The 19786-nt window shown below is 40.8% G+C and carries 18 protein-coding genes; 10 read left to right on the forward strand and 8 right to left on the reverse strand.

Features of this window, described 5'->3' with window-relative positions:
* Positions 1-11: 11 nt before the first annotated feature.
* The 4 genes from hemF (at position 12) to B879_RS09775 (ending at position 4111) form a co-directional block, all read left to right on the forward strand.
* Complete coding sequence (gene hemF / locus B879_RS09760) at positions 12-908, forward strand: oxygen-dependent coproporphyrinogen oxidase (RefSeq protein ID WP_009185008.1); 897 nt, start codon at positions 12-14, stop codon at positions 906-908.
* A gap of 12 nt (positions 909-920) precedes the next feature.
* A complete protein-coding gene (locus tag B879_RS09765; protein ID WP_009185009.1) occupies positions 921-1505 on the forward strand; it encodes a phosphatase PAP2 family protein in 585 nt (194 codons plus the stop codon).
* 68 nt (positions 1506-1573) lie between these two features.
* The gene (locus B879_RS09770; protein ID WP_009185010.1) at positions 1574-3202 is read left to right on the forward strand and encodes an acyl-CoA carboxylase subunit beta; all 1629 of its coding nucleotides are present in this window, start codon (positions 1574-1576) and stop codon (positions 3200-3202) included.
* Between the two features lie 66 nt (positions 3203-3268).
* Complete coding sequence (locus tag B879_RS09775; RefSeq protein WP_009185011.1) at positions 3269-4111, forward strand: transglutaminase-like domain-containing protein; 843 nt, start codon at positions 3269-3271, stop codon at positions 4109-4111.
* A 2-nt stretch (positions 4112-4113) separates the two neighbouring features.
* On the opposite strand, the gene B879_RS09780 is transcribed toward B879_RS09775, so the two are convergent.
* Both B879_RS09780 and B879_RS09785 read right to left on the reverse strand, forming a co-directional pair.
* Positions 4114-4701, reverse strand: a complete 588-nt coding sequence (locus B879_RS09780; RefSeq protein WP_009185012.1) for a redoxin domain-containing protein — start codon at positions 4699-4701, stop codon at positions 4114-4116.
* Positions 4702-4740: 39 nt separating this feature from the next.
* Positions 4741-5370 (reverse strand): 4'-phosphopantetheinyl transferase family protein, encoded by a 630-nt coding sequence (locus B879_RS09785; protein ID WP_009185013.1) that lies wholly within the window; start codon positions 5368-5370, stop codon positions 4741-4743.
* 37 nt (positions 5371-5407) lie between these two features.
* Between B879_RS09785 and B879_RS09790 the strand changes: the two genes are divergently transcribed.
* The 5 genes from B879_RS09790 (at position 5408) to B879_RS09810 (ending at position 8903) form a co-directional block, all read left to right on the forward strand.
* Entirely contained in the window at positions 5408-6316 is a 909-nt protein-coding gene (locus tag B879_RS09790; protein WP_009185014.1) for a WD40 repeat domain-containing protein, read from the forward strand.
* Between the two features lie 5 nt (positions 6317-6321).
* Entirely contained in the window at positions 6322-7209 is an 888-nt protein-coding gene (locus tag B879_RS09795) for a DivIVA domain-containing protein (protein WP_009185015.1), read from the forward strand.
* Positions 7209-7574, forward strand: a complete 366-nt coding sequence (gene folB / locus B879_RS09800; RefSeq protein ID WP_009185016.1) for a dihydroneopterin aldolase — start codon at positions 7209-7211, stop codon at positions 7572-7574. The genes B879_RS09795 and folB overlap by 1 nt, the downstream gene beginning before the upstream one ends.
* Positions 7567-8325: a ChaN family lipoprotein gene (locus B879_RS09805; RefSeq protein ID WP_009185017.1), complete on the forward strand. Its 759-nt coding sequence runs from the start codon at positions 7567-7569 to the stop codon at positions 8323-8325. Before folB ends, B879_RS09805 begins: the two co-directional genes overlap by 8 nt.
* Before the next feature lie 119 nt (positions 8326-8444).
* Positions 8445-8903 (forward strand): DUF4268 domain-containing protein, encoded by a 459-nt coding sequence (locus tag B879_RS09810; RefSeq protein ID WP_009185019.1) that lies wholly within the window; start codon positions 8445-8447, stop codon positions 8901-8903.
* Positions 8904-9028: 125 nt separating this feature from the next.
* Here the strand turns inward: B879_RS09810 and B879_RS09815 are convergent, their stop codons facing one another.
* The 4 genes from B879_RS09815 to B879_RS09830 form a co-directional block, all read right to left on the reverse strand.
* Positions 9029-10438 (reverse strand): Gfo/Idh/MocA family protein, encoded by a 1410-nt coding sequence (locus B879_RS09815; RefSeq protein WP_009185020.1) that lies wholly within the window; start codon positions 10436-10438, stop codon positions 9029-9031.
* Between the two features lie 166 nt (positions 10439-10604).
* Positions 10605-11339 (reverse strand): DUF6503 family protein, encoded by a 735-nt coding sequence (locus tag B879_RS09820; RefSeq protein WP_009185021.1) that lies wholly within the window; start codon positions 11337-11339, stop codon positions 10605-10607.
* 48 nt (positions 11340-11387) lie between these two features.
* On the reverse strand, positions 11388-12128 hold the full coding sequence (locus B879_RS09825; RefSeq protein WP_009185022.1) for a hypothetical protein: 741 nt from the start codon (positions 12126-12128) through the stop codon (positions 11388-11390).
* 49 nt (positions 12129-12177) lie between these two features.
* Positions 12178-13509, reverse strand: coding sequence for an MptA/MptB family glycosyltransferase (locus B879_RS09830; RefSeq protein ID WP_009185023.1), 1332 nt, complete (start codon positions 13507-13509; stop codon positions 12178-12180).
* Between the two features lie 104 nt (positions 13510-13613).
* Between B879_RS09830 and B879_RS09835 the strand changes: the two genes are divergently transcribed.
* Positions 13614-15182 carry a WG repeat-containing protein gene (locus B879_RS09835; RefSeq protein ID WP_009185024.1) on the forward strand — a complete coding sequence of 523 codons (1569 nt, stop codon included), beginning with the start codon at positions 13614-13616 and terminating at the stop codon, positions 15180-15182.
* A 264-nt stretch (positions 15183-15446) separates the two neighbouring features.
* Here B879_RS09835 and B879_RS09845 read toward each other — a convergent pair whose 3' ends face one another.
* The gene (locus B879_RS09845) at positions 15447-18305 is read right to left on the reverse strand and encodes a PD-(D/E)XK nuclease family protein (protein WP_040400412.1); all 2859 of its coding nucleotides are present in this window, start codon (positions 18303-18305) and stop codon (positions 15447-15449) included.
* A gap of 119 nt (positions 18306-18424) precedes the next feature.
* The coding region (gene tamL / locus B879_RS09850; RefSeq protein ID WP_040400414.1) for a translocation and assembly module lipoprotein TamL at positions 18425-19786 on the reverse strand (1362 nt) is incomplete at its 5' end.

Genomic DNA, 19786 nt, shown 5'->3' on the forward strand with positions numbered 1-19786 from the left:
GATTGAGACAAATGGATAAAATTAAAATCAGTGAAGATTTTATGGCCATTCAGGACCATATATGTCAGGAATTGGAGATGGAAGATGGGACAGGCAAATTCAGGGAAGACAAATGGGACAGGCTTGAGGGAGGTGGTGGGCGGACACGAATCATTCAAAATGGAAATATCATTGAAAAAGGCGGAGTAGCATTTTCAGCAGTTTCTGGCCCCACTCCTGAAAAAATCCTGAACAAACTTAAGCTGGAGAAAGCTGACTTTTTTGCCACAGGCGTATCCATAGTCCTGCACCCCGAAAGTCCTATGGTGCCTATCATTCACATGAACATCAGGTATTTTGAAATGAGTACAGGCGTCAAATGGTTTGGTGGGGGTATAGACCTGACTCCTCATTATGTCAATGTAGAAGATGCCAAATTTTTTCATGGGGAAGTAAAAAATACCTGCGATCAATTTAATCCTGTTTATTATCCCAAATTTAAGAAGTGGGCAGATGACTACTTTTTCATCAAACACCGCAATGAAACCAGAGGAATCGGAGGAATTTTCTTTGACAGATTGGTAAGCGAAGACCCTCAGGAAATGCAAAATATCTATGAGTTTGTTAAATCAGTAGGTTACCTGTTTCCAAAAATTTACCGGCATTTTATGGCCAAAAATAAAACCTTGCCATATGGAGAGAGAGAAAAGAAATGGCAAGCGTTGAGACGTGGCAGGTATGTGGAATTCAACCTGGTTTGGGATGCAGGCACAAAATTCGGTTTGGATACCAACGGCAGAACAGAAAGTATCTTGATGAGTATGCCGCCTATGGCCAATTGGGAATATATGCATCTTCCTGAATTAGGTTCCAAAGAGGCCCAAACCCTGGATTATTTGAAAAAAGAAATTGACTGGATCAACCTTTAATTAGATTGAGTTATGTTGGAAAAAATTGGTCAAATAGATCAGCAGATATTTCTATATTTAAATAATAACTTCCATTCAGATTTCTTTGATCCAATCATGTTTTTGTTAACCAAGACAGGACCATGGATCCCCCTGTATATTTTTCTTTCCTATCTTATTTTGAAAACCTATAAAAAAGATGCCTGGTGGGTTTTTATGGCTGTCGGGCTAACCATTTTATTTGCTGACCAAACGGCTTCTGGCCTAATGAAGCCATTTTTTGAGCGATTGAGGCCTTGTCATGAACCATTATTGGAAGGTATGGTGCACAATTATGGTTACTGTGGTGGTGGAAAGTTTGGCTTTGCTTCTTCCCATGCTTCCAACAGCTTCGGGGTGGCCACCATCATGACACTTACCCTGGCCTTCAGATATCCTTGGCTGAAATGGTTATTTGCCTGGGCTGTATTTTTTTCTTACACCAGAATATATCTGGGCGTGCATTACCCCGGAGATATTCTTGTTGGGGCAATGGTAGGCATCTTAAGTGCAGTACTGGGGTATTTTATCATGAAAAGCATCAAGGAAAGGTTTTTCACAAAAAATCCCATCCATTAATTTTGTGTTTTTACCTTCCCCTAAAAGACTTATTTTAGCATCACCGAAAACTAGACCCAAATAACTTTATGGACATTGAATTCAACAAGAACGAAGACCAAAACAAACAATTACTTTTTCAGCTCCACAAAAAATTGGAAACAATCAAATTAGGAGGCGGAAAGGCAAGGATTGCCAAAGAACATGAAAAAGGCAAATTGACCGCAAGAGAAAGAATTCAATATTTGATAGATTCCCAATCTGATTTTTTGGAAATTGGTACCTTAACCGCAGATGGCATGTACCAGGAAGAAGGTGGCTGTCCTTCTGCTGGTGTGGTGACAGGAATAGGCCATGTTTCCGGAAAAATGTGCATGATTGTAGCCAATGATGCGACGGTAAAAGCTGGCGCCTGGTTCCCCATGACCGCCAAAAAAAACCTCAGAGCACAGGAAATAGCCATGGAAAACAGGTTGCCCATCATCTATTTGGTGGACAGTGCCGGTGTATTTCTTCCCATGCAAAATGAAATATTCCCTGATAAAGAACATTTTGGAAGACAGTTCCGCAACAATGCGAAAATGTCATCTATGGGCATCATTCAAGTAGCTGCCATCATGGGCAGTTGTGTGGCAGGCGGTGCCTACCTTCCCATCATGTCCGATGAAGCCATGATTGTGGACAAAACCGGGTCTATCTTTTTGGCCGGATCATATTTGGTAAAGGCAGCCATAGGTGAAAATGTGGACAATGAAACTTTAGGAGGGGCAACGACACATTGTGAAATCTCTGGGGTGACAGACAATAAGTACGAAACAGACCAAGAGTGTCTGGATGCCATCCGTAATATTTTTGACAAAATTGGAAGTTTTGAAAAGGCCGGGTTTGATAGGGCTGAACCAAAGAAGCCACTCAAAAATGAAGAAGAGCTTTATGGTATTTTTCCTTCAGATAGGGTAAAACCTTACGATATGCTTGATGTCATCAGCCGTCTGGTAGACAACTCTGAGTATGAAGAATACAAAAAGGATTATGGCAAAACACTCATTTGCGCCACCGCAAGAATTGATGGTTGGGCAGTAGGCATCATTGCCAACCAAAGGAAAATTGTGAAGACCAAAAAAGGAGAAATGCAAATGGGAGGCGTCATTTACTCCGATTCAGCCGATAAAGCGGCACGATTTATCATGAACTGCAATCAAAGAAAAATACCTTTGGTCTTTTTACAGGATGTTTCAGGTTTTATGGTCGGAAGTAAAGCTGAACATGGGGGTATTATCAAAGATGGTGCTAAAATGGTCAATGCCATGGCCAATTCTGTAGTGCCAAAATTCACCATAATACTAGGCAACTCATATGGCGCCGGCAACTATGCCATGTGCGGAAAAGCCTATGACCCTAGACTGATTTTCTCCTGGCCTACTGCGCAAATGGCTGTGATGAGCGGGGCATCTGCTGCCAAAACACTTTTACAGATCAAAGTGTCATCCCTCAAAAAGTCAGGTAAAGAAATCAGCCCGGAAGAGGAAAATAAATTGTTGCAGGAAATCACAGATAAATACAACGAAGAATTAAGCCCTTATTATGCAGCCGCAAGACTATGGGTGGATGGTGTGATCGATCCATTGGAAACCAGAAAGGTAATCAGCACAGGAATCGAAGCGGCCAATCACTCCCCCATCACAGAGAAGTTCAATGTTGGAATCATTCAAACTTGAAAAAAATAAGGAACAAAGCAGCTGTCTTGTCCTGTTATTTTTGTAAATTAAGTGACACTGCGAGGTATGGAAAAATTAACAGCAAAGGAGCTGAATGCCCTGATTTCTTTATTGGATGACACGGATATGGAAGTAAAAAGCCATGTCCGGGACAGAATCATTGCTTTGGGGAGTGACATTATTCCGCTCCTGGAGAAAAAATGGGAAGATAGTTTTAACCCGGAAATCCAAAAAGAAATTGAGGAATTGGTGCATTTTCTTCAGTTTGATTTGGTAAAGCATAGATTAAAGGATTGGAAAAAATCACCGGACCAAGACCTACTAACAGGGCTATGGATTTTAAATACCTACCAATATCCTGACTTGGAATTTGAGAAATTGAATGCCGATATGCATCAAATCTATTTCGAAGTATGGACGGCTTTCAGAAATGACCTTCAACCCCACGAACAGGTACGTATCATCAACGGTGTATTGTTTAATCAGCTCAGGTTTTCAGCAAATACCAAGAATTTCCATTCACCGGGAAACAGCATGCTGAGCAATGTCATTGATACGAAAAGAGGAAACCCGATAAGCCTGGCAGCCATCTACCTCCTAGTGGGTAAAAAACTTGGCCTCCCAATTTACGGCGTCAATCTTCCCAATCTATTTGTCCTCACCTATAAATCCAAGGACATCACCTTTTACATCAATGCATTCAACAAAGGATTGGTTTTCAGTAGGCAAGACATCAGTAATTACTTGGAACACCTGAAAATTGAATCTAGAGAAGAATACTTTGAGCCTTGTTCCAGTGAAGATATTGTGGCCCGTTTTTTAAGAAATATGGTAGTTGCCTTTGAAAAACTGGGAGAAGTGGAAAAGGTGGAAGAAGTAAAGGAGCTATTGGCTATTGTAAGTCCCTAATTTCAAGGCCTCAAAAAACGCACATTACAACCCACAGGCCTTGTGGATGCAGGGCTTGGATTTCTCCTGTTAATGATGGAAGTAAGTGCCCCCTCCAAGTATTTTAAACTGGCGTTTGCGGCTACTTGTGGGTTATTATCTATAGCGCCTCTATAAGCTATAGCAAAACCTGTTGGGCTTGGGTTAACAACAACAACTTCAGGTAATTTGGTGATACCAAACTGTCGGGTAACGGTTTGATCCCCATCCATCAAAAAAGGGAGATTCATTTTTCTTTCTGCAGCCCTCAACTTCATATTTTCAACGGTCTCTTCTTCCTCTACCCTGACATGTGGGTTAATCAATGCAAACACAAAACCTTGATCGGCAAACTGCTGATGCAAGGCCACCAAGCGCTCTTCGTAGAGTTTTGAAAAAGGACAATTCAGGGAAGTAAAAATCAAAACAACTGCCTTGGCTTCCTCATGGCTACTTAATTCAAACTCTGATCCGGATATGGCATCTTTCAGCCGAAAATTTTCCGCCCTTTGGGCCGATACCTGAAAGCCTGTCAAGAGGGCAAATAAAAGGGTTATGGTCAATTTTTTCATGATTGAGATTGAATGCTGTTCTTCTTTATTACAAAGACCCTACCAAATGGTATAAGTCAATACAATATCGTTTTCTTTTTCCACTTTTACCTGATAGAAATGATCTGAATGTTCGGATTGGTATACTTTACCTTTAATCACTTTATCCTGCAATGAAAATGGTTCCAGTAGAATATTGGACTTTAGGCTAATTCCCCGTCTTCCTTGGCACTTGAAAATAGATTCTTTTGCAGACCATGCTACAGTATAAAGTTCAGGATCATTATTAAGAAAATCCATCTCAACTGGATCAAGGAACTTTGGCCCCAAACGGATTACTTTTTCTCTGATATAATCCAAATCAATGCCTACTGGCATTTCCTTGTGGAAGATTGCCGCTGCAATACCACGGGTATGAGATAGGGAAACATAACCAAAGCCATCCATGGGATGGGATTTACCATGTTCATCCTTAAAAAAGCCCGGATAAGGGATTGAAATACAATCCAGAGCTGATTTAATGGCTACTCTAGCGCCTTTCCATTCTACCTTTTTATCCATTCTGGAAATATTGGCAAAGGATAATTTCTCCCTAAAGCTCAAAAAATCAACGCCATTTTGGGATACTTCTTGAATATTATTAACCGCTAAGGCTGATAAAGGACTTATTTTTTCTATTTTTGTTTGCATAGGCCCATATGGGTTTGAGCGCTAATCACAGCAATTTATGTCAAAAATACAAGTTAATAAACTGCATACCTTATCAGGCCACAACGATTGCATTTACGCACTGGTCGAAGGGCCTGATCCGCGTTTTTTTTATACGGGTTCGGGAGATGGCATGGTGGTGGAATGGGATTTGGACAAACCCAAGGACGGGAGACTCATTGCCAAAGTTGACCATTCGGTTTATGCCTTAGAGGTGGATAAAGAAAGGAACCTACTCTTCATTGGACACAACTTTGAAGGAATTCATGTCATAGATCTGGAAAAATCTAAAGAAATATGGTCTCTTAAAATAACAGATCAATCTATATTTGACATTAAAGCTATCGGAAATGAATTGTATGTAGGTACAGGAGATGGGATTATCATTGTGATTGATATTGAACAGCAATCCGTAAAAAAGCACATCAAAATCGGAAAGAAAAGTGTACGGGTATTTGCCATTGACCCCAGTAAGAGGCAACTGGCTGCGGGCCTTAGCGATCACTCCATCAAAATCTTCAACCTTTCGGACCATAGCCCCATCCATAACCTTGAAGCCCACAACAATTCTGTTTTTGCCCTGAGTTATTCGCCTAATAAATCCATTATGGTGTCTGGAGGAAGAGATGCACATTTAAATGTTTGGGAAACCAAAAATTACTCACTTCAGGAGTCCATTGTAGCGCACATGTTTGCCATTAATTACCTCTCCTTTCGGGAAGACGGCGACTATTTTGTGACCTGCAGCATGGATAAATCGATCAAAGTTTGGGACAGTAACTCTCTTAAGCTTTTAAAAGTAATCGATAAGGCAAGGCACGCGGGACATGGGACCTCCATCAACAAGGTACTTTGGAGCAGCTACAACCAGCAGATTGTATCAGTGAGTGACGACAGAAATATTTCTATTTGGCAAATTGAACTTTAATGAGCATGAAATATACAGCTAATGATATCCGGGAAAAATCCTTTGAAAAAAACTTCAGGGGATATAATCAAGAAGAAGTTACCGAATTTTTAAAAAGTCTGTCCGATGAATGGGATCACCTTATCCAGGAAAAAAATGAATTGGAAAGAAGGTTAGAGACTGTTGAAAAGGAAGCCAAAAAACTAAAAGATGTAGAAGGTTCCCTTTTCAGAACTTTAAAAACAGCAGAAGATACAGGTGCTGCCATCATTGAGGAAGCCAATAAAGCGGCGGAAGATATGCTCAAAGACGCCCATCAGAATGCTGATAGCATGGTAAATGCGGCCAAGGTGCAAGCACAGAAAATGTTGGAAAATGCAGAAATGAAGGCAGAAGAGACCTTGGCCGCATTGAAGAAAAACATCAAAAGTGCTGTTAGAGATTATGAAGCTTTGGTAAATAACAGGCTTCTGGTCATCAAAAATCTAAAACGCATTACAAATGAACTGGAGGAAACAGTAGGTAATGCGGAACAAGGTTTGGAATTATCCGCTCTGGACAGCATCAATGCTTTATTGGAAAACTTGGATGGCAACCCAGTCAGCAAACTTTCCTCTTTTTCCCAAGAGAGTCAAACAGAATCTGTAGAGGTGTCTTCTACCACCATTACTCCTATTGAAATGGAACAAGAAGCCGACAACACTGAAGACGTATCTGAAGAGTCAGCTGTTGAAGCTGTAGGGCCAACTGAAACGGAGCAAGCAGTAGCCCAAGCAGAAAATGAACCAACTTCTAAACCCAAAGATACCATCGAAGATGGAAATACAGAGGAGGTCGAAGGGAAGAAAGATGAAGAAGAAGATAATAATCAAAAAAATAAAAAAGAAGGGTCTTTTTTTGACCAGCTAGACTGATGGGAAAAGTATCATTAGAAGGGATTGAATTTCATGCCTATCATGGTGTATATTCCGAAGAAACAAAATTAGGCAATAGGTTTACGGTTGATATACATGTCGAAACTGATTTCAAAAAAGCCATGCTGGAAGATGTTTTGGAGGATACGGTAGATTATGTAGGCCTTTATAAAATTGCCCAATCCCATATGCAGGAACCAGTCAAGCTATTGGAACATTTAGCCCACTTAATGATCAAGGATATCCTCATTGCATATCCATCCATTAAGTCAGTAAAAATCATCATCAAAAAGCATAACCCTGCCCTTGGGGGGGTAGTCAATTATTCTGTGGTGACAGTCAAATATCCTGAAGATTATGATTAAAATATTGTATGCTTTTTTATTAAGTTCATTCATCAGTTTTTCAGCATATTCACAAACAGCTGCTTTTAAAATTTTTGATAAAGAAGGTAGAGCCGTGAGATTTGAAGCTATGGCGCAAATAGCCACTCAGCACCAACTTGTGTTCTTTGGAGAGCTGCATAACAATGGCTTGGCCCATTGGCTCCAACTTAGACTTTTGAAGGAAATGCATCTAGTAAAAGATCGCATGGTTCTGGCCAGTGAGTTTTTTGAGCGGGATGATCAATTGACAATTGACGAGTGGTTTGCCGGAAGAATTACCGATAGAAATTTTGAGGCAGAAGCCAAGCTTTGGAATAATTATCAGACAGATTATAAGCCACTTATGCTTTTTGCCAAATCTAATGGAATACCCTTTATTGCTTCAAATATCCCGAGAAAATATGCATCCATTGTCAGTAGAGAAGGACTTGAAGGACTGGAGACTTTGTCCAATGAGGCCAAAAAATTTATTGCGCCTTTGCCTGTAACGGTTGACAAAGACCTTCCTGGCTACAAAGCCATGGCTGATATGATGCATGGCTCCACTATGAATATGGATTTTATGGTAGAGGCACAGGCCATCAAAGACGCCACTATGGCCTACTCTCTTTTTGAGCCCATACAAAAAGGGCTACCTATACTGCACATCAATGGCTCCTACCATTCCAATAATTACGAAGGAATTGTTTTGTTTGGTACATCAGGCAAAAATTCCCTGAATTGCCCCTAATGACCATCAATACCGTAGAACAGGAAAATGTGCATGAATTGGAAGAAAAGTATCTTGGTACAGCAGACTACATTGTGGTTACCCCCTTGGATGGTCCTAAAAGTTATTGATTCAATTGCATGTACAGCAGGGCAGAAAAATCAAAAATAAGAAAAGATTTCTGGACGACTTTTGGACAATACATGAAGCCCGTTCCCAACGCGGAGGGCCTTAGGACCAATTGGCAGAATTACAAAACTGGTGTGAAAGATATTTATTTCAGGATGAAAGCAGAGCGGGAATGTGCCGCTATAGGTATAGAAATCACCCATGCGGATGAGGAGCTCCAGCAATTGTTTTATGAGCAGTTTGAAGAATTTAAAGTGATTTTAGAGGCCGAGTTGGGAGAAATCTGGAATTGGAAGTTGCATGGTCAAGATGAATTTGGAAAAACCATTTCCTACATAGAAAAAGTAAAAGCCGGGGTAAACGTCATGGAACCAAATGACTGGCCAGATATCATTTCCTTTCTAAAGCCAAGGATCATTGCTTTGGACGCCTTTTGGAGCAATATGAAACCGGCTTTTGAGGAGTTGTAAAACCTTTGAGGCCAGAAAAAGACCTCAAAGGTTTTCCTTTCAATAAGTAAAGTCAAAATATTTTCAAAAGTTTATTCTTATCTGAAAGACTTTCGGGGTTCTGGAAACCCCAAAGGTCAAAACACTTACACAATCACCTTAGTAGTTCCCCCTCCTTTTAAAGTGATTTCTACGGGCTTATTGGTTTTCCAGCTTCCACCTGTAAAATCAGGAATATCTATAGAATTGGACCTATGGGCCACAGACCACTCACTCAATGGTGAAACGGCAGACCAAAGGGCTGCATCATATACATCCTGATCCAAAGGTAATCCATTCCTAAGGCAATCGATCAAACGCCAATCCATCATAAAATCCATGCCACCATGGCCGCCTATCTGCTTGGCCAGCTCCCCTACTTTCTTTACAATTTCCGGCGTGTATTTTTCTTCTAAGGCTTTCATTTCTTCTTCCTTCATCCAGCTATGACCTTTTGCAACTTTTGGATTGGGGTATTTCTGGGCATATCCTTCAGTACCACTTACCGTATGCAATCTCGAATAGGGTCTTGGAGAGGTTACATCATGCTGGATCATGATAGAACGGCCATTCTTGGTCTTTACGATGGTGGTGTTCATGTTTCCCCCATACTTTTTCTCTGCATAGGGCCCAAAGAAATTATCTTTTTCTGCCAATTCTCTGGCTTTGGCTGCCATATGAAAATCATTGGAAGACAAGGAAGTCAGGTAATCCATCTGATCTCCCCGGTTGATATCCATGATCTGACATATTGGTCCCAAACCATGGGTAGCATATAAGTTTCCATCTCTAAAATTCTCTCTCAAACGCCACATGTCCTGATATCCCCCTTCCGTATCTTTCATAAAATTGAGCCATAACAAATCGTGGATATAGGCACCTTCTGTATGGATGATTTCTCCAAAGAAACCGTCACGTTTCATACTTAAGGTCATTAATTCAAAAAAGTCATAACAACAATTTTCCAGCATCATGCAATGCTTTTTGGTCCTTTCTGAAGTTTCTACCAATTGCCAGCATTCCTCCAAATTTTTGGCTGCAGGAACTTCTACGGCTGCATGCTTTCCTGCCTCCATGGCATAAACTGCCATTGGTGTGTGCCAATCCCAAGGTGTGGCAATGTATATCAAATCCAAATCATTACGGTCCACCATTTTCTTCCAAGCATAAACTGAGCCTGAATACCCTTCTGGATTATGCGAAGTCCCTGAAAGTTTGGCCTTCATTTTATCCACCCGCTCCGGTATCAGGTCACAAAGTGCCTTGATTTCCACTCCCTCAATCTTGCTCAGTCTATCCACTGCACCAGGACCACGCATGCCCAAACCTATCACTCCTACCCTGACTGTTTGCAGCTTGGGTGCTGCATAGCCGCACATATTGAATTTTTGCTGATGGTTTCTCTGGCTTAATCTCCATACTTCTTCTGGTTTTTCAGCTTGGGATAAATGAGGGATGCTTGCTCCTACCAGGCCCAGTCCTGCCAGTTTGATGAAATCTCTGCGGTTATTCTTCATGGGTAAAGTGTTTAATTTTGATTGGGTTAATCAGTACAAGAAAAGGTGAAAATATTGATTTTCCATCATTATTATTTTGTATGGGTAAAAATTTACATAAAAAAGGCAAACCTTTTTGGGTTTGCCTGCAATTCAGAAGATTAACAAAAAATTAATCCTAAAATTTTCAATACTTTACCTCAATATTTTCAAGGAGAATTTCAGAAAGCAATTCCAATTCTCCGGATTTGAAAAGTGATTCCATTTCTTCAATTGGCGTGTTTTTTTCCTTTGGTTTGTAATTCTCATAATCCAATAGAATCAAACCATTGACTTGATGTTGATGAATGGCCTTCCTGAACCTGACCCCACCTCCATCGGTATGGTAAGAGTATGCCATATAATCCAGCTGATAGGAGTCCTTATCAAACCAATACAGGAAAACATCATCATAATCCTCTCCTCCCCCTTCTTCCTTAAAAGTTACCTGTACCAAGTGATAGACTTTTCCAGCAATCTCGGTTTCACCCAAATAAGTTTTAATGACCGCAGCATCATTCAGCCCATAAGGCAAAAAGGCAAAGTAAGCCACTGAATTGACGGAATTGCTAAAAGCACTAACCCTGTCCTCTGGCAAATCCACTTCTACACCATTGACCGTCCTGACAAAGCCATCATTGTTTAGTACATCCCTGACAAAACCTGTAGAATCCGTAAACTCACGGCTGTATTCAAACCTATTGGGGTTCTTGAATATCTGATAGTGTCTTTCCCTGAAATCAAAACTTATCTGGGCTTTTTCAAATCGATCTCCTCCATGTGCAGCAATTGCGGCATCCACAATTCGCTGAGCTTCTTTATCTACCTGATTGCAAGAGATCAAAATAAAAGCCAAAACTATAAACAACGGTATTTTTTTCATGTAAAGAGATGCTTTTAGCTGTGAAAATATTTGATATAAAAGATGTTTTTACCTGACCACTTCATACTTTCCATATCCATAAATGGCCCTTTGATACAAATGGTTCCCTTCTATATCCACCCGGTAACTTTCCCTTCTAGCGGGAAGCAGCAGCCCGGTAGATTTATCCCAACCTTGATTGTAGACCAAGCTGTAATGGTCCGAGGTTTTTACTTTGTAAGCCACAATTTCGAAGGTTTTTGGATCAAAGTAATACCACCAAATATCTGTCCTGGGATCAGAAGGGTCCCCATCAATTACCTTCACCGTCTCTACAGGAATCCCTCCTGCCAACTCTTCTCTGCCTTGATATTCCAGATGTTTTCCTTTTTCCAAGAGGTCAAAAGGTTTGCTCAGCACATAAAAAGCAGCATCCAGATCTCTCTTCTTACTCTGAAGAAACCCCTCATTGAGGATCTCATTTTCACCCATAACATAGCGGGTTGTAACCCCGTCAAAATGAACGCGATGGGGTATACTGTCCCTTTCCCAGTTCATTTTTGCTTCAAAAAAGGGTTGGAGTCTAAATTCATTTTCCTGCCTTACATAAGATTCGGTATTGCCGGCTTCATCAAACATCCATATATCCCTTACCATGGCAATGGACTGTACTTCTTCCCACGCCTTCATCCCTCCATGGGCTTCGATAGACTTTTCTATAATGTTAACGGCCTGCTTGTCCCGAGTGGAGCAGGAAATTGATAAAATAAGAAATGCTAAATAAAGGGTTAATGTCCTTGGGATTTTCATTTTTGGATGATTTTGCTCACAAATATACTAAGCTTTACTTCCATTCAAATCAGTTTTTAAAGGCTAAAATTCTTTTCGCCTCCAAAATAACTGTGAAAAACAGCAAACCATATTGAACTATTAGGAGATAAATAGACTCTATTACCTCTTTATACTGGTATGCCCCATAAGACAAAAACACCAATCCACTCCAGACCAAAAACACCCGGTTTCCTGTCAGCACGCTCAAGCCAAAGGCCGGAATCAGATACCAGGGATGCACCACAGTCTGAAGCAACAAGTAAAGCAGATAAATCCAAACCATCCCCACAGCCAAATCCTTAGCATTTTCCAACCTGAAAAGAAAACTCAAGGCTAAGATCAATAAAGCAGCCAATACAGTAAGGAAAGGTCCCACATAAACAATGGGGTTATAATCCATAAAAAATCCGGATACCCAGCGGATCAGGTAATAAATGGAGGCATTGAACTCAAAACTACTGGAATATAGCCTTAAACTCTGCCAGAAATTCAGATAACTTTTATTTATCAACAATAGGCCTAAGGCCAAAAATATAAACAAAGCCGACAAAGCTATGAAAGAGATGGCAAACCTTTGTTTAAAAGCTTGTCTCAGTAAGATTGGCCCCATCATCAGCGGTGTCAATTTGATACCTACTGCCCAAGCCCATGCACCTGAGGCTTTACCAATCCTCTGTTTTTCAAAGAAATACACTGTTGCCAAAAGCCCCGTTAAAACCATTCCTTCAAAATGAAGGTTGCCAGTCAATTCCAAAATCACCAAAGGATTTAAGGCATAAAGCAGTACCCTTTGTTTTGGCAAATTCCAAAGCTGAAGCAATTGATAGATCAGGAATATATTTATTAGGTCAAAGGCTATTAACACCAGCCTTAATACAATCAAATTGGCAATCAAAGATTCTCCTGATAATGCTGCCAATCCAAAAAAAATCTGGTGCATAGGAGGATAAACTGAGAAATAATTGGGTGAATTCATCCCTTCACACAAACCGTATAAATACGCTCCTGATTCCAACCCTTGTTCTTGTACCCATGTGGCAGGAAGCTGAACATAAGGGTTAAAACCCTGGATTAACAAATGCCCATCAAAAAGAAACCGATAAAAATCATCCGAAAGTGAAGGAACAGCAAAAAGTAAGATCAACCTGGACCCAATGGCCATAGCTAAAACATTCTTAAAAGTGAAAAGCTTATTTTTCACTTTTTGATAAAGCAACCAATAGATGGTAAAACAAAGGACAATGGCTGAAAGATTGTAGAAAAAAGCCTCCCTTGGAAATAAGTAGCCAATGGTTACTATTCCCAAAAAAAACAGGAGTGCCAAGGTAAAATCGGCGAAAGGAAAGTTTTTTTTCGACAAGTGCTTAGTGAAATTGGATTTCAGCCAACAATATTAAAATAAAATGTAATCCAACCTTGAAATCCGTCAACAATCCATTTAATTTATGCCAGAATTAAATTACTATGAAGCAGAAATGGTGCGTGGGTGCTGCCCTTCTAGCAGCCTTGTCAATTAGCGTTAACACCCAAACAGTTGGACAGACATACGAAGTATACGATCAAAACCTAAAACTCAAATCACGCTTGGAGTTTGATCAGATTGCCATCCTAAGCGAATCTGTGAGGATAAGTACAGCCAACAATGAGGTGAAATTGCTGAGCAAGGAATATAAGCCCTTCATAGACCTAAATGGAGAAAAAGTATATTTCTACGATCAGCCCTGGATTATTGTCAAAGGGCGCGATGGACTCGGAGCATTCCATGAATATGGAGAAGAAATACTTCTGGGAGAATATGATGAAATTCAGACTTTCTTTACCCGATTACTGGGAAGAAAAGGAAATCAGTACTGGATATATGACCATTCCAACAGAGAAACAATCTTTCTTGGAACCTTTGAAAAGGCAACCCTTGCCATCAATGGCCAAGTAATCGCACAGACAGCCCAAGGCTATTTTTTACCCTTATCCGATAATCCTGACAAGCTTTATGACAAATTGGAGCAAATCAATGAGAATTTTATAATTTCCAAGGAATCGACAGGCTATGGCATGATTAATAGGGAGGGAAATTATGTACTTCAACCGGTCATTGACCACATTGTCCATCTGGAAGAGGATTACTTTTATGCCTATGATGGCAATCAATACATGCTGATCAAAGGACGGGAAGGTAAGGCCAATATCAGCTACTCTTCCTACCATAAAATTACACTTGAAGATGGGGTAATGCTGGAATACATACATGGGAAGCTCAGAAGGGTAATGAAAAATGATGGCATCCTTCTGGACCAAGTGGGCATGGAAAAGGTAAAAGGTGTGGGGGAAAAGCATTACAACGTATGGATGCGCGACAATAAATTAGGACTATTGGGTCAGCAAGGTTGGGAAGTCAACCCTGTTGCAGATGTGGAAAAGATCCTACCCGGTAATGAAGGCCTTTATCCTGCTTTGAAAGGTGGTAAATACGGTTTTATTGACAAATCTGGAAAATGGGTAGTTCCGGCCCAATTTGACGAGGTGAAGAAATTCAATGAGGGATTGGCTTCCTATCGCCTCAATGGGCAATGGGGAATATTAGACAGACAGGGGCAAATCATTTCCCCTGCTCAATTTAACTCTGTTTCTGATTTCAGAAGGGGACTTGCGGTGGTCAGACTTGGCAACAGGCAGAATATTTTGGATAGGCAAGGTTCCTTACTTTTGGAAAATGGATACGAGCGGATTTCCCTAGGGACAGATAATTATTTTATTTCAGAGGATAACGGTAAATTCGGTTTGATAGCCCCTGACGGAAAAGAAATCGTTTCCCCAAAATATGAGGAACTTAGAAGGGAGGATTTAAATCGGATACTTGTAAGAGTGGGTGATAAATATGGGCTCATGGATGAAAATGGGGACTACTTGCTCCCGATTTATTACAAGAGTATCGTTTTTGACCAAGGTGCGCGACAGATACTTGCAGAGGACGATTACCAGTTTGTACAGGTCGAACAAGAAAATACAGGCAGAAGAAAAAGGTCCGGCGGCTAAAATATCCCCATATATATCGCCTCAAACACCTTATTCCTCGACAGGAAAAAAACAGTTTTATCATTTGCTCTTTTTTTGCTTTCCTTAGCTGGGTTTCCCCAAGATACATCACTATTTGACCCTAAGTTGGCTGAAGAACTAGGCGCCGATGACTGTGGGATGAAAACCTACGTCATTGCCTTCTTGCTTGCCCGTGAACGGGTCAGTGAATATAGTCAGGAAGAAAGGCTTGAAATTCAGAAAACTGATTTTTAGTTAGGATCTCTACCTCCCGCAAATTTCTTTATAGGGACAATTTTTACATTTATCCAAATCTTCCGTCTGATCAAAAAGAAGGGAAGGGTTAAAGATTTCTGAAAGCTTTTCACTGAGATGGTATTCAAAATTTTCCTGATAATCTTTGTAATCATTTACTTCAACCCCTGTTTTACGGGCTTGTTTCTCCTGAAGGTATGGGTTAAAATCTTCCTTAAAAACTTCTTTGAAATTGAATAGTGCTGGCTTTAGGGGAAGGGTGTTTTCCGGATACATGGATTGATAGAGCAATCCATAAAACAAGGTCTGCATGGCTGCTTTGTTTCTCTTTTTCAGGTTAGCATCAAAAAGATCCTCTACCTGGGCAAAATCTTTCTTGTCTGCTCCTGACTTATAGTCTATCAGACGTATACTGCCCTGCTGCAGGTCCACACGGTCTATAAAGCCTTTCAATGCAACTTTGAAGTCACCATAAGCTGCCTTTACCTCAAAACTCGCCCGGTGTTCTTTCTCCATAGACAAGATTTGAATTGGTGCAGAGGCTTGATCAATGTCCAATAAGCGAATTATGTACCGATGTAAAACATCCCTCACGATAGCGATTTGACCGTTAAGACGGGTATCTTTATCGTCTTCCAGTTTATAAAATTTCCTTACTCCCTTTTCAATTGCTGGGTATACCCAGTTTTTCTTGAGGTCATCAAAATCCTCATGGACTAAAACCTGTCTTTTTTTCCTTTCAATACACCCTTGATAAAGAAATTCCATACTGTAATGGGCAATATTTCCAAAAACAGCTGCATCTACTTCTTCTTTCACCTCTTCTTTTTCCTCCAATCCTGCCAAGTATCTGAGGTAAAACTTCAAACGACAATCAATGAACATATTGATGGCGGAAGGGGAAAATGATGTAACCGAGCTACCATCATTCCGAACTATATACCGCTCCAATTGGGCCAAAACTTCAGGTGTTTTTTCTATATTGATTTCTCCTGTAGCTTTAAGATCGATAGGGACAAAAACCACCTCGTCCTTTTGGTCCAATCCCATTTCTATCTGCATTTGCTGAATATACCTGCTTTTTTCCCCTGCTTTGCCCTGATCTGAAGCTGTAGCATAAATCATGTGTACTTCTTCTGCACTGTGCAGCAGTCGATAAAAAGTGTAAGCGTAAATGGCATCATTTTGCTCCTGTACCGGTAGTCCAAAAGCCCTTCGGATATTGAAAGGAATCATAGAATTCAGTCCCCCTGATGGAGGAAAACTGTCCTCATTCATGTTACAGATGATCACCCTTCTGAAATCCAGGTTACGGGATTCCAAAACCCCCATCAGCTGCAGTCCCTGCAAAGGCTCTCCTTCAAAGGGAAGCTTTACTTCCCTGAAAATCTGTCTGAAAAGCCGGATCATAAACTCCATATCCAAGCGCTGAATTTCTTGTTTTTCCAAGACTTCCCTGAATCTGATCAATTGTTTGAAGCATTGAAAAAGATAGGTACGCTGTAAAGGTTCTTCTTCCAAATGTTCGGCCAATGCCCGAATAAGATCTGCCAAATAGGAAAAGAGATTTGCTGCCTCTACTTTCTGAAATACCAGTTGATACAATCCCCCACCTTCCTGTAACATGGGAAGCGGAATATGAATCATGTTTTGATCCTGAACTATCTGAAGCAGCTTCGTGGCAAATTCTGGTGCTGCAGTTTTCAGATAGATCGTGGAAAGCAGATTCTTAATTTGTTGGTGATAAAAGAGGACATTTTCCCCATCCATTTTGACAAAGCGCTGCATTTCTAAAACCGCTTCCAAAAAAGCATAAACGGGGGCATTTCGTATGGGGTAACCCATAGTTACGTTAACCTTGCTGATACGATCTGGCAGTACATGCAAAACAGGAAAAAGCAACTGCTCGTCCGGCAGGATGACAACCGTCTCCTCCCAATTTTCCTGAGGATCCACCTTTTCCAAGATCGCCCCCACAAGGTTGGCCTGATTGCTCTTCAATGGGGTGGCATAGGTCTTTATATTGGCCTGCCTGACCTCTATATGATTGGGAATAATTTCAGGAAATGTGGGTCCGAAGATTTTATCCTTTTGATACTCCCTAAAAAACATACCCGCCTCCTGATGCCTATCCTCAAGATAATAAGCGTCAATATCCCAATAAATCTCTGCACCGAATTCAGAAATAAAATATTTGACCAGTTTTTCCTCTGTGGTGGTAAAGGCATTAAACCCAACAAAAATATACTTTTTCTCTGGCACTGCTTGTAACTCTAGCCCCATGGCCACCTTGCGGTAAATTTTTCCGGGATAGGACAGCTCTGAAACGTCCAAGGCTACCTGATAATTTTTATATAATGGGCCTAGCAACTGCCAAAACCTGAGAAATTTTTCCTGATGCCTTCTGTCTTGCCTTTGAAAGGCATTCCAAAATTGCTTGATCAGTTCAATTTGGGAAGGGGAAAGAAAGCTAAGGTCTGATTCAATTTCTTTGATCTCAGACAGATGAAGGTAAAGCTTTTCGGCATTGGCCATGAACTGGTCCACGTCGTTGAAATCCTTTAAAATCATCTCCCCCCAAAAATAGAATTGATCAAAGCTTTCTGCTACGGGGTTTAGGTTTTGATAGGTTTTATACAATTCAAAAATCAAGCTAAGTTCATCTGCAGGACGCTGTGCAGCCAACTGATAAAAAACATCTTCTATAGTTTTGATCTCGGGCATCCAAATGGGCGAATCGATCAAGCTGCCCAAATGCTGTTTGAAAAATAGGCCCGCTCGGCGGTTGGGAAGCACTATGACAAGATCTTGTAATGTCTTGTGATTTTTTAAAATATCCTGGGCTGTATTTCTTAAAAAACTGTTCATCATGCATCCGGAGTTTCGAGGAATATAGATTTCAACTTACCTATGCAAGAAACTTTGCAAGACAATGAAAAACAAATCCATGGAGAAACTTTGAAGCGAATTGTCGGAAAATGAGAAATTTAAAAAGGATACCCAATCGCAAAATTCAAGACCAGATTATCCCTTCTCCAATCCCTATCCCCCAGCCTGAGCCGGTCCTGCCATGGACCTTCTTCCAAAAGCCAGGGCTTCCTGACTGGAACAGCAATATCCAACCTCAAAACAAAAAACTGAACATCTACCCTGATGCCATATCCGGCACCTACAGCCAATTCCTCTGCCCAAGAATTGGTGAATTTACCTCCGGGAAGGGCCTCATTTTCATTGTATAACCATACGTTACCGGCATCAATAAAAAGAGCACCCTTCAAATATTTATTGAAAGGGAAGCGGTACTCCAAGTTAGCCTCCAGCCTGATATCGCCTGCCTGATCAAAAAAGCCTCCTGTGCCAATGCTTTGGGGCACAAATGTTCCAGGACCTAATGACCTGATCCTAAATGCCCTGACACTCCTCGGCCCACCCGAAAAATACTGCTTAACAAACGGCAAAGAAAGGGAATTGCCAAGTGGCGCTCCGTACCCTGCAAAAACCCGGCTGACCAAAATGTTCTCTTGGCTGAATCTTCGGTAATACCTCAAATCTATATCTCCCTTAATGTATTGGGCAAATTCCAAACCGAAAATCGAATTGGGATTTTCCGATCCCAATGCGGTATTTAAACCTTTAAATAAATTTCCTGCAAAATCAACAGTGGCCCCGAAAAATATGGCATTCTTCCTATCCTGATCAACCAGTTGATTAAAGTTAAAGGTATAATTAATCCCAGAGATAAACTGTTGCTCAAAACTCCGTCTCAAAAAGGGGTTGGCATTTAATATCTCGTCAAACTGAGGTGTAGTCCTGGCCAAATTGACGATACTTAAACTGACTGGATTGAATTCATGGTAAACATACCTGTTCACATTCCAGAAGTATCCAAATGAAGCATTGTAAGAATACAGCAGATACAGATCTGTCCTATTTTGGTATTCATAACCCAAGCTAATCCTGGTTTTGGGTATGGAAAACCTGAATCGGTCCGACCATGGCCCGGGGAAAATGACACGGGGAAATACCAATGAACCAGTCAACCCAAACTCTATTGATTGCAAAGCCTCTCTGGTACCGGAAGCTACCTGGGTTTCATAACCAAACTTCCCTGTTAAATTGAAAATCTCCCCTCCCCTGAAGATATTCCTGTTTTGGTAATTCAAAATGAGTGCCGGCCCAACAAAACTGTTAGACTTAGTTACCCCCTGAAGTTCTGCCCTGACGGCCCTTTTATTGAGAGGGGAAAGTAATATTCTGGCATTTAATGGATAGGTACCATCTTCTCTTAGGACAGTATCTGCCATTTCATAGGATATATTCACATACCTGAAATTCCCGATATTGGAAAG

The organism is Cecembia lonarensis LW9 (assembly GCF_000298295.1).
Lineage (GTDB): Bacteria > Bacteroidota > Bacteroidia > Cytophagales > Cyclobacteriaceae > Cecembia > Cecembia lonarensis.